This window comes from Bacillus sp. FSL R7-0672, from assembly GCF_038601465.1.
Classification (GTDB): domain Bacteria; phylum Bacillota; class Bacilli; order Bacillales; family Bacillaceae; genus Bacillus; species Bacillus pumilus.
In genome coordinates, this window is record NZ_CP152010.1 from 2,165,024 (window position 1) to 2,180,332 (window position 15,309).

Genomic DNA, 15,309 nt, shown 5'->3' on the forward strand with positions numbered 1-15,309 from the left:
TTGAGCACCTTTTATGACGAAAGTTTGAATGGCTGTTATAATCGGCTATACAATTCTATGAGGAGGCGAAGGTATTTGGAAACAAAACTCTTTTCACCATGGACATTAAAAGGTGTTACGCTGAAAAACCGCATCGTGATGTCCCCGATGTGTATGTATTCATCCTATGATCGTGATGGGAAATTACAGCCTTTCCACTTTACACATTATATTTCCCGTGCACAAGGTCAAGCTGGCCTGATCATGGTGGAGGCAAGTGCCGTTTCCCCTGAGGGAAGAATTAGTGATCAAGATCTCGGAATTTGGAGTGATGAGCACATTGAAGGCTTCGCTTCATTAAACGAACAAATCAAAGCATACGGAACCAAGACAGCCATCCAGCTGGCTCATGCAGGACGTAAAGCTGAACTAGATGGTGACATCCTGGCACCATCTAGCATTCCATTTGACGAACAGTCTAAAATCCCTGCCCAGATGTCCGTCGATCAAATCAAAGATACCGTTCAGGCGTTTCAGGATGCAGCTGTCCGGGCAAAAAAGGCCGGCTTTGACATTATTGAAATTCATGGGGCGCATGGCTATTTGATCAATGAATTTCTTTCACCGCTGGCGAACCACCGAACAGACGACTATGGCGGTTCACCAGAGAACCGTTATCGTTTCTTAAGAGAAGTCGTCGATGCAGTCAATGAAGTATGGGAAGGACCATTATTTGTCCGTGTGTCTGCCTCTGACTACACGACAAAAGGACTTGATATTGCCGATTACATTGGCATTGCTACATGGCTGAAGGAACAAGGTGTCGACTTAATCGATGTCAGCTCAGGCGCTGTCATACAGGCGAAAATCAGCACATTCCCTGGCTACCAAGTGACCTTCGCAGAAAAAATCAAAGAAGGTGCCGGTATTCAAACAGGTGCTGTCGGTCTGATCACATCTGGTGTACAGGCAGAGGAGATTTTACGAAATCAGCGTGCAGACTTAATTTTTATAGGCAGAGAATTTTTACGGGATCCATACTTTCCAAAAACAGCTGCCCAAGAGCTTCGTACATCCATCGAAGGCCCGCGTCAATATGACCGCGCTTGGTAAAAATGCATAGGAAAAAGGTGTCTATTTTTTGAAATAGGCATCTTTTTTGTTTTTAAGAGAAACATATCTGCCTTTTGTGCCGTCTTTTAGCTAAAGAACCACTTAGAGGAGATGGAAGAATGAACTCGGCAATGATTGAAAGAATGTATCATATAGATGGACATCATTTTTATACAAAACATCGTCAAGGCAAAAGGCAAGCCACCATTATCTTTGAAGCAGGCTACGGCATTTCGGGTGATACGTGGTCGAATATGGCCCGTGATATTGATCCTGAGCTTGGGGTTTTCTTATATGATCGATTAGGAAACGGAAAAAGCAGTGACAGCAGTGAAGGAAGAACATTGCATGATCTTGCAGATGATTTAGATGCGCTGCTAGAAGAAGCCAATATTCAGCCGCCCTTTCTCATTGTGGCTCACTCATTTGGCTCTCTTGTCAGCCGGTTATGGGCAAGCCGCAGAGGAGATGACGTCATTGGCATGGTGCTGTTAGACCCGGCAAGTGAGGAGCAAGAACAGGTCATCCTCCCGCTTTTATCAAAAGAAGAACGCACCTCATATATGGCGCAATTTACAGCAGAATGTACGCATGAGGACTTTCAGCAAATGCTAAGCACAATAAAAGAGGAACAAACCCATTATGGGATGATGCCGCTCCTTGTCATTTCATCAGGTAAGAGCCGATTGTTTCATCCAGCACACGAGGCATGGCTCAGACTTCATAAACGGATGCTGTCTTTGTCATCTCAAAGTGGATGGATTCAAGCGCAGCACAGCTCGCACTATATTCATCATGATGAACCGCATATTGTACAGCTTGCGATCTATGATGTATGGTGCGCAGCGAAACAACCTGTTTCCTATTATCAAACAGCCAATTAAAAACAAAAACTCCTTGACTAGGGAACTGACCCCATAAGATGAGACAAATAAAAAACACCTTCAAGTTTGAAAATGGATCGTTGTGATCCGAAATAAAACATGGAGGTGTTTTTTCTATGGGGACAAGAGTGAGTTATCCGGTTGAAGTCAAACAGAAGGCTGTAGAAATGAGATTGGCAGGCGTACCTATGAAAGAGATCATGCAGAAATTGAATATCAAGAATAAGACGCAGGTTCAGACATGGGTGAGGTGGCATAAAGCTGGGGATACACACCGGTTCGAACAGCCTGTTGGAAAACAATATACCTATGGAAAGGGTCCCGAGTACTCTTCCGAATTAGAGAGACTGCAGGCAGAAAATCGCTATTTGAGTCAACAGAATGAAGTTTTAAAAAAGTACAACGAATTGGAAAGGAAGTTGATAAGGAAACGTCAATCAAACTGGTAGAAGAATTGTGCAAAACGATGACGGTACAGGACATCTGTGTCCATTTAGGCATCTTACGTACTTCGTATTATAGATGGAAAAAGGATCTGACTCAGAATCATTCTAAAAGACAACTAGAGAAACAGGTCGGCACGTTGTGCCGAAAGCACAAATATCGATATGGTTATCGAAAAATCACAGCCATACTAAAAAGGAGAATGCGTATTAACCATAAAACTGTTCAACGCATCATGCAGAAAAACCAGTGGCAATGCCGGGTTAAAATGAAAAAGCGTAAGAAGAATGGGCAGCCCTATGCCGTGGCCAGTAATATACTGGATCGGAACTTTCAGTCTGATCGCCCTCTTGAAAAACTAGTAACGGACATCACGTATTTGCCTTATGGACAGAAACAATTGTACCTTTCCAGTATATTGGATTTATATAATGGAGAAGTGATTGCTTTTACGATTGGTGATAAGCAGGACACAGACTTTATCTTAAACACACTTAATCAGCTCCCAGCACTGCCTGAGAATTGCGTGTTACATAGCGATCAAGGTTCTGTGTATACATCTTACGAGTATCAGAAAGCTGTTCATATAAAAGGCATTACCATGAGCATGTCCCGTAAAGGGACGCCCGCTGATAATGCCTCCATCGAATCGTTTCATTCCTCACTAAAGTCTGAAACGTTCTATCTTAACAGGATTGACCGCACTACGACCAGCATCGTAGAACGCACTGTCAAAGAATACATTTATTATTATAACAACATTCGTATTCAAACGAAACTAAACAACCAATCACCGATAAACTATCGGCAATTGGCTGTATAAAGGTGTTTTGATCCCTGTCTCAAAAACGGGGGTCAGTCCCTAGTGACTCGTCAAGGAGTTTTTTCTTTATGCCGTTGGAGCGGACTGACTTTTTTTAGACAGCAGCTTTTCAATGCTGACAAGCTGAACACATAATGTAAAGATGTCAATCGCTTGCTCTAGTTCTTCAAGTGATGGGAACGTTGGCGCAATGCGAATGTTACGATCAAGCGGGTCTTTTCCATAAGGATAAGTCGCGCCTGCACCTGTCATGGTCACACCAGCTTCTTTTGCCTTTTGCACAACAGCTTTTGCACAATGATCAAGCGTATTTAAACTAATAAAATATCCGCCATTTGGCTTGTGCCATTCTGCAATGTCTTTCCCGCCAAGTGTTTCATCAAGAATGGAAAGAACGAGGTCAAACTTTGGCTTAATGATCGCAGCATGTTTTCTCATATGTTCCTTCAAGCCTTCTGGATTCTTGAAGAAACGAAGGTGTCTTAATTGATTGATTTTGTCTGGTCCAATCGTTTGAATCGATAATTGTTTTTGAGTAAAGCTCACATTATCCGGGCTAGATGCCATGAGTGCAATACCTGAGCCTGGGAATGTAATTTTAGAAGTAGACGCAAACATAAACACACGATTTGGGTGCCCTGCTTCCTCTACTGCTTGAAAAATATCTTTTAACGTATCAGGCGTATCAGTTAGGTGATGGACTGCGTATGCATCATCCCAAAAAATGCGGAAGTCGTCTGCTTTTGTTTTCATCGAAGCAAGGCGGTCAACCACCTCATCTGAATACGTAATGCCATCTGGGTTGCTATATTTTGGTACACACCAAATGCCTTTAATCGCTTCATCCTCTGCGACCAATTTTTCGACCTGATCCATATCAGGTCCATCAGCTTTCATATCTACCGTGATCATCTCTATGTTAAATAGCTCACAAATGGAAAAGTGACGGTCATATCCTGGGCTTGGTGCAAGGAATTTTACCTTTGGCAGCTTTCCCCAAGGTGTTTTGCTGTCATATACGCCGTGGGTCATGGCACGGGCAATGGTATCGTGCATCATATTAAGACTGGAATTACCGCCGATGATGATTTGTTCTGGTTTCAGATTGAGCACATCTGCAAAAAATGTCTTCGTTTCAGGAAGCCCTGTCAAACCGCCATAGTTACGCACATCTGTGCCATCTTCAGCCGTCATCGCATCCTTTGATGTCACAACATCGAGCATACCCATAGACAAATCGAGCTGTTTTGGTGAAGGTTTTCCTCTAGACATGTCTAAGTGTAAGTTTTTACTTTTATAAGCTTCGTACTCATTTTGTAGTGCTGCATATAGGTCATTTAATTCTGCTTCACTTAACGCTGTAAAACCGCTCATCTTTGATTGTGCCTCCCGTATTCTTCATAGTTTCATTCGTCATTTGTTTTTTCTTCACCATTTTACCACTACCTGAAAAAGAGAGTCATTATAAATATCAAAAAAATCACACAACTTTTTTTGACGATTCATCCAATTTTTACAGGGTGCGGTCAATGGAAAAAGAAGAGAAATCCTGTGCAGCTTCTGTCAGCGGGAATATATCGCGGGCTTCTTTCAATAGTTGTTTCAGTGCCTCTTCTCCTTGGTAACGTGCACTAATATGGGTCAAAATTAATCTTTTTGCGCCTGCTTCCTGCGCTGTTTTCGCTGCTTGCTCTGTCGTGCTGTGATAATAATTGTAGGCTAGATCAGCATCTTCTTTACCGAATGTTGCTTCATGGACTAACACATCCGCATCCTTGGCAAGCCTTGTTATATTCTCGCATAAACGGGTATCTCCTGAAAATGCAACGATCCTCCCTTTTTTAGGGGGTTCCAAATAATCGGTTCCATCAATGATTCTTCCATCTTCGAGTGTCACGGTTTCCCCATTTTTCAACCTCTGATACAAAGGTCCAGGTTTTACACCGATTTCTTTTAGGTCTTCGGCTTTTAATGCACCTGGTACATCTTTTTCCACTACCCGATAGCCGTAAGCTGGAATACCGTGAGATACTCGTCTTGCTTCTACTTGAAAGGTATCATCTTCAAATACGATCCCTTCATCTATCTCTATGATATGCAGCGGATATGTCAAATGCGTTTGTGTAGCTGAAAGTGCTGCGTTCACAAACGCTTTGATGCCCTTAGGTCCATAGATCGTTAGTTCATCCTCTCCGCCTTGGAAGGATCTGCTGCCAAGCAGTCCTGGGAGACCGTATACATGATCACCATGCATATGAGTGATAAATATTTTCTCAATTTTTCTCGGTTTAATCGTTGTATGTAATATTTGATGCTGCGTCGCTTCTCCACAATCAAAAAGCCACACTGCTTTTCTTTCTTCTAAAAGCTTTAGCGCAGTGCAAGTGACGTTTCTAGTTTTTGCAGGAATGCCTGCACCAGTTCCTAAAAAGAGCAGTTCCATTACTTTTCCTCCTAAAGCCGGTATACAATATCTTCATTCATATAGAATACATGAAGAGAAGGTAAATGTGAATTCACCGGAATTTTCGAAAAAAGTCAAACGAGAGCAGAAAAAGTCGAATCAAATGTTTGCTTTACGAACAATGAACCTTTAAAATAAAGAAAATGTACATACATTCTGGTTTTTACAACAATGCTACGAATAAAGTGAGGTACTTTTCGTGAATACAGAAACTAACAATCCAAAAGCAGTCATTGTCATTTTTGGCGCAACAGGAGATCTTGCCAAACGCAAGCTCTACCCTTCTATACATAGACTTTATCATAGCGGAAAACTTGGTGATCAATTCGCCGTCGTGGGTGTTGGACGCCGTCCGTGGTCTCATGAGGATCTAAGAGCTGTGGTGAAAGAATCTGTTTCTTCTAATGATGCAGAAGCGAAAATAGAGGAATTCAGTTCACATTTTTATTATCACGACTTTGACGTATCAAGCCCTGCTTCCTATCAATCGCTTAACACACTTCTAGCAGGCCTTGAAGATACGTACAGCATCCCAAACAACCGGATGTTCTATTTAGCGATGGCACCGGAATTCTTCGGAACGATTGCAAAGTTCCTAAAAAGTGAAGGTGTATCAAAAACAACTGGCTGGTCAAGACTTGTCATCGAAAAACCATTTGGCCATGACTTGCCAAGTGCGAAAAAGTTAAATGAAGAAATTCGAGATGCATTCTCTGAAGATCAAATTTATCGTATTGACCACTATCTCGGTAAACAAATGGTTCAAAACATTGAGGTCATCCGTTTTGCAAATGCCATCTTTGAACCACTTTGGACAAACCGATATATCTCAAACATTCAAATTACATCTAGTGAATCATTAGGGGTTGAAGACCGGGCCCGTTATTACGAAAGTTCAGGTGCACTAAGAGACATGGTCCAAAACCATATGCTTCAAATGGTTGCACTTTTAGCAATGGAGCCGCCAATTAAACTGAATACCGAGGAAATCCGCAGCGAAAAACGGAAAGCATTACGCGCTCTTCGTCCTTTCTCTAAAGATGAGGTCGATCAATTCTTTGTCCGCGGACAGTATGATGCTGGTACGGTTGATGGCGGCATGGTTCCTTCGTATCTTGAAGAGCAAAATGTAGACCCGAACTCAAACACGGAAACATTCGTTGCAGGGAAGCTGCTCATTGATAACTTTAGATGGGCCGGCGTGCCATTTTACATTCGTACTGGAAAACGTTTAGAAAAGAAATCTACTCAGATCGTTGTTCAATTTAAAGACATTCCAATGAACCTGTACTATGGTAACGGAAATTCCATGCATCCAAACTTACTCGTCATCCACATTCAGCCAGATGAAGGTATTACCCTTCACCTGAACGCTCGTAAGCTTGATGGCGGTACATTTGCAAAACCGATTAAGCTCGACTACCAAACAAACTATAACGACATCATGAATACACCAGAAGCCTATGAAAAGCTGATTCATGACTGCTTGCTAGGCGATGCTACGAACTTTGCTCACTGGGATGAAGTGGCGCTTTCTTGGAACTTTGTGGATCCGATTTCTGAGAAATGGGCAGAAAACAAAACATTAAAACCAAATTATCCTGCTGGTTCTATGGGACCGAAAGAAGCCGATGAGCTTCTAGAAAAAGACGGGTATCATTGGTGGAATATATAAAATGATATAAAAAAGAGCAGTCTCCCTTGGGGGTTCTGCTCTTTTTTTAACGTCCTGTTTTTGTAATTTCAACCGTTGAAAAGTCGAACTTATCATAGCGGTGATGACTAAAGGAGTACTCAAACGGCCGGCCTGTGTTTAAATAAGCAACCTGCTCGACTTCTAGCACAGGATCCGTTGGGTCACAGCCTAAATATTGCTGGTCCAGCTCGTCTGATTTAGCTGCTCTAATTTTCTTATGCGCTCCTGCCACTTTTAATTTCAAATCATTTGATATGTAGCCATAGATTGATCCCAATAGAACCTCTTCATCTATTCCCTTAATGAGATTGACGGGCATAAACGTTTTTTCTAATACATATGGCTCCTCGTCCACAAGACGGAGACGGATGATGTCATAAATGGGTGTGGTGGAGTCTATGGATAGGTGGGCTGCCACCTCTTTGCTTGGAAAATGGACATCAAAGTGAATGATTTGAGTCGTGACGTTTTTATCCGCCATGACTTTTGTGAACCCTTTATTTTCATGTCCTGACACATTGATTGCCCCTTGATTGAGCGCTGCCTTCACAATAAATGTACCGTGTCCTCTTTTTCTAAAGAGCAGACCTTCTGCTACGAGAAGATCGAGCGCACGCTTCATCGTCATTCGGCTGCATTGAAATTCAGCGGCAAGCGAGTTTTCATCTGGAATGGGTTGATCTTCTGGATAATATGCTGTTCCTATTCGTTTTCTGATTTCTTCTGAAATGAGTTCGTACTTTTTCATCTCACACCACCAACTGACTTGTTTTTTCATAGCTTCCTCTCATTCTACACTAAGCCTAGTGAGCTTAAAAGGTACGAGCCATTTTTGTTTCATCCACTTATGGCCACATAAGAAAAATACTTGCCCTTTTCAAGGAAAGAGCAAGTATTTTGATTAAAAACCGTCATTTTCTGATACCGATTGAAACCAGTATCCGCTTTTCTTAATCGTACGTTTTCCGTCTTCTTGAAGATCAACTGAGACAAATCCATAGCGATTCTTATAGGCATTCGACCATGACCAATTATCCATAAACGTCCACAGATGATAGCCTTTTACATTACTTCCTTCTTGAATGGCTTGATGCACCCATTTAAGATGCTCAGAAATAAAGTCAATGCGGTAATCGTCATGAATCATTCCTTCTTCATCCTTAAACCGCTCTTCTCCTTCGACACCCATTCCATTTTCAGAAATAAAGCATTCAATATTATCATAGTCTGTTTGGACTTTTTTCAATATATCATAAATGCCTTTTTCATAGATTTCCCAGCCACGATACACATTCATTTTTCTTCCCGGCATGTCAAACGCATCAAAATAATGATTTGGCATAAATGGTGCATTTGGATGCGGCATATGCTCTTTCGCTTTCACTCTTCTTGGCTGATAATAGTTGATTCCAAGGAGGTCGACGGTATTCTCTTGAATGAGCTCAAGGTCTCCTTCTTGCATACTAGGCATAAAGCCTTCTTTCTTTAACACCTCTACTAGTTTCTCTGGGAAATGTCCCTTCACCGCAGGATCTAGGAAGGAACGGTTAAAGAAAGCATCCGCCATCTCAGCTGCTTCTAAATCGCGCGGATTCTGGCTTCTCGGATAAGATGGGGTAAGATTGAGGATGATGCCAATCTTCCCGCCTTGCTTCAACTTTTTATAAGCCGCAATCGCCTTCGCATTTGATAAAAGTTCATGATAACCGACCTGTACAGCCTTTTGGAAATCGACTTCATTTGGATAATGAAAGCTATACATATATCCGCCTTCTACAGGAACGATCGGTTCATTATGGGTAAACCATTTTTTCACCCGATCGCCAAATAATTGAAAGCATAATTCTGCATAGCTCACATAATCATCTACTACCTGTCTGTTGACCCAGCCGCCTTTTTCCTGTAGCGCCATTGGCATATCGAAATGGTACAGGTTCACAAACGGCTCAATATCATGTGCAATCAGTTCGTTGATCACATCATTGTAAAAAGATACTGCTTCTTCATTGACCGAACCTTTCCCTTCAGGCAAAAGACGTGACCAGGAAATGGATAACCGGAATGAATTGTGCCCAATTTCTTTCATCAGACGAATATCTTCTTTATATTTTCGGTAAAATTGGGATGTCACGTTCGGTCCTACGCCATCAAAAAAACGAGTCGGCTCTTGCCCAAACCAATGATCCCAAATATTCGGTCCTTTTCCATCACCAGGGACGCTGCCTTCTGTTTGCGTGGCAGAGGCAGAAGATCCCCACCAGAAACCTTCTGGAAATGTATATGATTGCTTGTTATTTTCCATCGACATGTATTGAGTCTCCTTCACCTTTGATGTTGGTTGTTTTTGTTTTTTCCGTTGTGGTTATTTTTTCATTTTTCACATTCATACGGTCAATAAATTTCAGGAACGGGAACCAAATGACAAACACGATCATCAGGTTAAACAGCTGAAGCAGGCCGCCCGCCAGTGAATTGGTTGCCATTATTCCGCTAATAAAGATCGGCACCGTCCAGGGAATATTCACGCCAGTCGGCGGTGGTACAATGCCTGATGCCATCGCAAAATAAGAAATACATGTAATAACCATTGGCGCCAAAATCCATGGAATGAGAATAAGCGGGTTCATGACAATCGGTAAACCGAAGATAATCGGTTCATTGACGTTAAATAATCCTGGTCCTAAGCCGAGCTTTGCTACTTGTTTTAATTGCTTACTTTTCAGGAAAATTAAAATCGTAAACACAACAGCCAGCGTCATACCGGTTCCGCCCATACCAACCGTATAAATTTCGATAAACTGCTTGCTGATGATATTCGGAACCTCACCAGTTTTTGTATAGCTCTCTAGGTTTTGAATGGACAACGTATTCCAAATGGGGTCCATGACAGAGTTGATAATAATTTGGCCGTGAAGCCCAAAGAACCAAAGAATTTGTATAAAGAAAACAGCGATCAAGGTCGGAATGATACCGCTTCCAAGTCCGACAAGCGGTGCCTGAATCGCATGATAAATCAAGTCATGCATATTTGTTTTGAAGCCTTGTGTAATGATGATATTGATCAGTAAAAAGGCTGTGAGTGTCAAAGTAGCCGGGATCAGTGCAGCAAAAGACTTAGCAACAGCTGGCGGAACCCCCTGCGGCATATTGATGACAAATTTCTTTTGGACAAAATAACGATAAATTTCAGCAGACAAAAAGCCTGTGATCATTCCAAGGAACATCCCCTTTGCTCCTAAACGATCGACTGGTATTACGCCTGCAATAGATGCACCGCCTTCTTGTTCTAGTAGAAATGGCGTCAGAAGTAAGAAAGACGCTAATGCAATCACGCCGCCAAATACAGCTTCCACATCATAGCTTTTCGATAAATAGTAGCCAATCCCAAATACAACAAACACACTCATAATGCTGATGGTCGCACTTGGCGCGATATTCAGTGCAGACTGGACGCCTTCCAGTGCGGTTTGACTCATGATTTTATCTAAAAATGGCAAATTCATTAGCACAACCATAATGGAACCAAAAATGGTGAGCGGGAACGCAAGCATAAAGGCATCCCGTAATACGCCCAAATAGCGGTTGTTGTTCAGTCTCCCAGCAATTGGAACCAAAATAGCACTTATTTTATCAAACATTGGTTTCCCCCCTTGTTTACACCTTTTATTGTTTAAGCGTTTGGAAAATTGGCAGGAGCTCTCCCACAAGCTCCTTGATCGTAATAGTCGACATTAAGTGGTCTTCGGCGTGCATGAGCAATAAGGAGAAAGGCGTTTTCTCCCCGCCTGCCTCTTGCTGCACGAGTTGAAAATGGATGCCATGTGCATGACGTAAATCTTCTTCTGCTTCTTTCATGAGACCAAATGCCTCATCTTCTTGACCTTCTCGAAATTGTTTAAGAGATTGAAGCAATTTGCTGCGTGCATTACCGCTGTGTAAGATCAATTGAAAACTGACTTGTTCCTCTGTGAGCCCTTCGAGTGTTTTCTTTTCCATTCTTTACGATTCCTCCATCAATGTAACGGCTTGTTCATACGCTTTTTGTCCATCGGCAAGCCCGTATGCCTGCATATCGATGACCTCTACTGCAATCCCGTATTTTGTTGCTTCTTTTTGAAGATCCCCTTTTAAAAAGCTCATTTGCGGTCCAATTAACACAACATCCGCATTCGCCATTTCTTTTCTCGCTTGATCTTGCCCAACTGCCCAAATTTCTGCCTCGTCCCCTATTGAGTCGGCATGAGCCTTCATCTTTGTAACTAGTAAACTCGTAGACATTCCTGAACTGCATGCTAATAAAATACGTTTCATTTCTCTCACCCCATTGTTGTAATAAAAGCGCTTCCATTTAATATTATATATTTTTATTTTTAAATGTCTAGACATTTAATTTTATTTGTCTGTATTTTATATAAAAAAAGAGCGTATGTGTGTGTACGCTCTTTTAGATTGTTGACAAAGGGCTAAAATGATGTTTATTTTAGCACTTTGTCTTCTTTTCAGCGTGATAGAAAACCTTTGAAGTCTAGGAAGGGCGAGCACTGGCGCGGAGCGAATTGAACATTCGTGAGCACCAGCGCGCAGACCTGACAACGAATGCGAGGGTTTGTCTACACGCTGAAAGAGCGTATGTGTGTACGCTCTTTGCCTTTCTTCTTATCCTTTTCCTGCTTGGAAGCCAGGATATTTTGTCATGCCGCCGTCCACATAGAGTGTCAAGCCTGTGACATAGCTTGCCTCTTTTGACGCCAGCCAGACAGCACATGCTGCCACTTCTTCAGGCTTTCCAATATAGCCAATGGGGATCAGTTCAATCACGCCTTTTTTCAATGCGGGATCATCGAACTTTTCCTTATTGATCGGGGTATCGATGGCGCCTGGTGCAATACTGTTTACACGTATTTTTTTAGGGGCATATTCTAGTGCCAGCGTTTCTGTCAGCAGCTTGGCGCCCCCTTTACTTGCTGCATAATGCACGAAATGAGGCCAAGGGATTTGCTGGTGAACCGATGACATATTGATGATCGATCCTTCTATTCCGTGATCTGTCATATACTTCAATGCATCACGGCAGCCTAGAAACATACCTGTTAAATTGGTCGACATGACTTTGTTCCAATTATCCAGCGTCATTTCTGTGGAAGGCACTTCGTTTTCAATGCCTGCGTTATTGATCATGACATCAAGGCTTCCGTACGTATGAACGGCTTTATCAATCATTGCCTGCATATCCTCTTCCTTTGAGACATCTCCCTTGATTTTCACAGCTTGTCCGCCATTTTTTTGAATATCCGCAATGGTGTCATCTGGATTTTCTTGATCTGAGAAATAATTGATCACCACATTGGCTTTTTCTTGTCCAAACCGGCGCGCCATCGCTTGACCTATTCCTGTACCAGCTCCTGTAATCAGGACTGTTTTCCCTTTTAAATCTGGATACATTCGTTTACCCTCCTATTTTGTAAAGCCTAGCAGCACGCCGCCTGCAATGATCATCAAGCAGCCTGCAATGACAAAGCTTGTTCTGGATGCTTTCTCTTTTAATAAGTAAATGCCGCCTAATGTTGAGATGACTATCCCTGTCTGTGACATCGAAAAACTTACGGCAACACCAATAAGCGGAATAGCCAAAAGAAGTCCGAGATTTCCTGTCGACCAAACCAAACCGGCAATGATATTTTTAAACGTATATTTACTAAACGGGTTCTGCTTAAGACTAATCGCCAAGGATGAAAGCAGCATGCCGACCGATTGCGGAACGAGCGCAGACCAGCCATCAATATGAAACCACCTCAAAATGACAACATATCCGACATAACCAACCGTTGAGATGAGCAGAATCATGATCCCTTTTTTGAAATTGCCACCGTTCCCGCCACCATTCTTTTTTTGGCCGAGCGATGTCAGCACAACACCTGCAATAATCAGTAAAATAGCACAAGAACCAATGAGTATGACCGTCATCGTTTGCCATTCTTTGAAGACCATGACGCCAAATAAAGTAGTGCTCACAAGCTGCATGCCCGTTGACAAAGGAACCGCCTTCGAGACTCCGAGAAACGCAACACTTGAAAGCTGATTCATTTGTCCAATGCTCCAAAAGATGCCTGAAATCACAGAAACCGCAAAAATAAGCGGTGTCAGCTCTGGCATTTTGATGAAGAAGGCTGCAATTGAAAATATAAATGCACCAAGCGTAATACCAAGGGTTTGCTGGTAAGCATTCCCGCCAAGTTTGACACTGATGAGAACAATACTTCCCCAAAATATCGCTGGGAGAAGTGCATATAAGATGCCCACTTCGATCCCTACTTTCTTTTCTTTTTTACATAGCATCCCTCTTTTTCGCATTTTTAGCCGAAAAGATGCAAACACAAAAAAACCTTACCAAAGGGTAAGGTTTTTCAGTCGTTCTATGTTTATTTCATCCATTCCGTATGGAAGATGCCTTCTTTATCTGTGCGCTCATACGTATGTGCTCCGAAATAGTCACGCTGCGCTTGAATTAAGTTCGCTGGCAGGACAGCTGTGCGATAGCTATCAAAGTAAGCAAGTGCACTTGACAATGAAGGAACAGGAACTCCTTGCTCCACTGCAAGCGAAATGACTTTACGAAGAGATGATTGATAGCTTTGAGCAATATCCTTAAAGTAAGGATCAAGCAATAGGTTTTTCAGTTCAGGGTTACGGTCATATGCTTCTTTAATTTGTTGTAAGAAGGCTGCACGAATGATACATCCACCACGGAAGATCATTGCAATTTCACCGTATTTTAAATCCCAGTTATACTCATCAGATGCTGCTTTCATTTGCGCAAAACCTTGTGCATACGAGCAGATTTTACTCATGAATAGGGCTTTTCTAACCGCTTCGATCAGCTCTTGTTTATTCTCTGCTAATTGCGCTGGCTTAGGACCTTCGATTAATTGACTTGCTTCAACACGCTCATCTTTCATTGCTGAAATGTAGCGGGCGAAAACAGACTCAGTAATGATTGGAAGCGGAACACCTAGATCAAGAGAACTTTGGCTCGTCCACTTTCCAGTTCCTTTTTGTCCAGCTTTATCTAAGATGACATCCACAAGCGGCTGGTTTGTTTCTTCATCCACTTTTGTGAAAATATCAGCTGTAATTTCGATTAAATAGCTGTCAAGCTCGCCTTTATTCCATTCTGAGAATACTTCATGAAGCTCCTCTGCTGACAATCCAGCCACATGCTTCAAGATAAAGTATGATTCAGAAATCAACTGCATGTCTCCGTACTCGATGCCGTTATGGACCATTTTGACATAATGTCCTGCTCCATCTGGGCCGATATACGTTGTACATGGCTCGCCATCTACTTTCGCAGAGATCGCTTCTAAAATTGGTTTCACTAGCTCATGCGCTTCTTTTTGACCGCCAGGCATGATCGATGGACCTTTTAGTGCACCTTCTTCACCGCCGGAAACACCTGTACCAATGAAGTGGATACCACTTTCCGCAAGCTCTTGATTACGTCTTTGCGTATCCTTGTAATATGTATTTCCACCATCAATTAAGATGTCACCTTTCTCTAGGTGAGGAAGTAATGATTGAATGGTTGCATCCGTTGCTGCACCAGCTTTTACCATTAAAAGAATTTTACGCGGTGTTTCAAGCGACTGAACAAATTCTTCGATGCTGTATGTGCCTACAACGTTTTTCCCTTTTGATTCTTGAAGAAATTCTTCCGTTTTGCTGCTAGATCTGTTATAAACGGACACGGAGAACCCGCGGCTTTCAATATTAAGGGCAAGGTTTTTCCCCATAACGGCTAGTCCAACCACACCGATTTGTTGTTTTGACATAATTCTGACGTCCCTTCTAACACACTATATTGATTACTGCTGAAATGATGTACCCTTTGAAATTACCACAACACCAC

At 42.2% G+C, this 15,309-nt stretch carries 14 protein-coding genes; 4 read left to right on the forward strand and 10 right to left on the reverse strand.

The features are described from left to right. The first annotated feature begins 75 nt into the window (after positions 1 to 75). From namA to MKY18_RS10855, 3 genes are all read left to right on the forward strand, one after another. Positions 76 to 1,092, forward strand: a complete 1,017-nt coding sequence (gene namA / locus MKY18_RS10845; RefSeq protein WP_080772998.1) for an NADPH dehydrogenase NamA — start codon at positions 76 to 78, stop codon at positions 1,090 to 1,092. Positions 1,093 to 1,211: 119 nt separating this feature from the next. Further along, a complete protein-coding gene (locus MKY18_RS10850) occupies positions 1,212 to 1,976 on the forward strand; it encodes an alpha/beta hydrolase (protein ID WP_342497513.1) in 765 nt (254 codons plus the stop codon). A 116-nt stretch (positions 1,977 to 2,092) separates the two neighbouring features. Beyond that, positions 2,093 to 3,243, forward strand: a protein-coding gene (locus MKY18_RS10855) for an IS3 family transposase (RefSeq protein WP_185108217.1) whose coding sequence is annotated in 2 segments (ribosomal slippage) — positions 2,093 to 2,366 and positions 2,366 to 3,243 — 1,152 coding nt in all. Because the reading frame shifts where the segments join, the coding sequence is not laid out codon by codon here. 66 nt (positions 3,244 to 3,309) lie between these two features. On the opposite strand, the gene MKY18_RS10860 is transcribed toward MKY18_RS10855, so the two are convergent. Both MKY18_RS10860 and rnz read right to left on the reverse strand, forming a co-directional pair. Continuing rightward, complete coding sequence (locus MKY18_RS10860) at positions 3,310 to 4,617, reverse strand: aminotransferase class I/II-fold pyridoxal phosphate-dependent enzyme (RefSeq protein ID WP_003215770.1); 1,308 nt, start codon at positions 4,615 to 4,617, stop codon at positions 3,310 to 3,312. Between the two features lie 139 nt (positions 4,618 to 4,756). Then, entirely contained in the window at positions 4,757 to 5,686 is a 930-nt protein-coding gene (gene rnz, locus MKY18_RS10865; RefSeq protein ID WP_185108541.1) for a ribonuclease Z, read from the reverse strand. Positions 5,687 to 5,906: 220 nt separating this feature from the next. Between rnz and zwf the strand changes: the two genes are divergently transcribed. Further along, positions 5,907 to 7,382: a glucose-6-phosphate dehydrogenase gene (gene zwf, locus MKY18_RS10870; RefSeq protein ID WP_106067122.1), complete on the forward strand. Its 1,476-nt coding sequence runs from the start codon at positions 5,907 to 5,909 to the stop codon at positions 7,380 to 7,382. Positions 7,383 to 7,428: 46 nt separating this feature from the next. On the opposite strand, the gene MKY18_RS10875 is transcribed toward zwf, so the two are convergent. From MKY18_RS10875 to gndA, 8 genes are all read right to left on the reverse strand, one after another. Further along, positions 7,429 to 8,151 carry a GntR family transcriptional regulator gene (locus MKY18_RS10875; protein ID WP_106067144.1) on the reverse strand — a complete coding sequence of 241 codons (723 nt, stop codon included), beginning with the start codon at positions 8,149 to 8,151 and terminating at the stop codon, positions 7,429 to 7,431. Between the two features lie 153 nt (positions 8,152 to 8,304). Next, positions 8,305 to 9,711, reverse strand: coding sequence for a glycoside hydrolase family 1 protein (locus MKY18_RS10880; protein WP_311771822.1), 1,407 nt, complete (start codon positions 9,709 to 9,711; stop codon positions 8,305 to 8,307). Continuing rightward, positions 9,695 to 11,041, reverse strand: coding sequence for a PTS cellobiose transporter subunit IIC (celB, locus tag MKY18_RS10885; RefSeq protein ID WP_003216035.1), 1,347 nt, complete (start codon positions 11,039 to 11,041; stop codon positions 9,695 to 9,697). Before celB ends, MKY18_RS10880 begins: the two co-directional genes overlap by 17 nt. A gap of 25 nt (positions 11,042 to 11,066) precedes the next feature. Continuing rightward, positions 11,067 to 11,399, reverse strand: a complete 333-nt coding sequence (locus MKY18_RS10890; RefSeq protein WP_003216020.1) for a PTS lactose/cellobiose transporter subunit IIA — start codon at positions 11,397 to 11,399, stop codon at positions 11,067 to 11,069. A gap of 3 nt (positions 11,400 to 11,402) precedes the next feature. Then, on the reverse strand, positions 11,403 to 11,714 hold the full coding sequence (locus MKY18_RS10895; RefSeq protein ID WP_003215713.1) for a PTS sugar transporter subunit IIB: 312 nt from the start codon (positions 11,712 to 11,714) through the stop codon (positions 11,403 to 11,405). 345 nt (positions 11,715 to 12,059) lie between these two features. Then, the gene (locus tag MKY18_RS10900; RefSeq protein ID WP_106067124.1) at positions 12,060 to 12,845 is read right to left on the reverse strand and encodes an SDR family oxidoreductase; all 786 of its coding nucleotides are present in this window, start codon (positions 12,843 to 12,845) and stop codon (positions 12,060 to 12,062) included. A 12-nt stretch (positions 12,846 to 12,857) separates the two neighbouring features. After that, positions 12,858 to 13,703, reverse strand: a complete 846-nt coding sequence (locus MKY18_RS10905; protein WP_185108580.1) for a GRP family sugar transporter — start codon at positions 13,701 to 13,703, stop codon at positions 12,858 to 12,860. 119 nt (positions 13,704 to 13,822) lie between these two features. Continuing rightward, a complete protein-coding gene (gndA, locus tag MKY18_RS10910) occupies positions 13,823 to 15,232 on the reverse strand; it encodes an NADP-dependent phosphogluconate dehydrogenase (protein ID WP_044141026.1) in 1,410 nt (469 codons plus the stop codon). Positions 15,233 to 15,309: the final 77 nt, after the last annotated feature.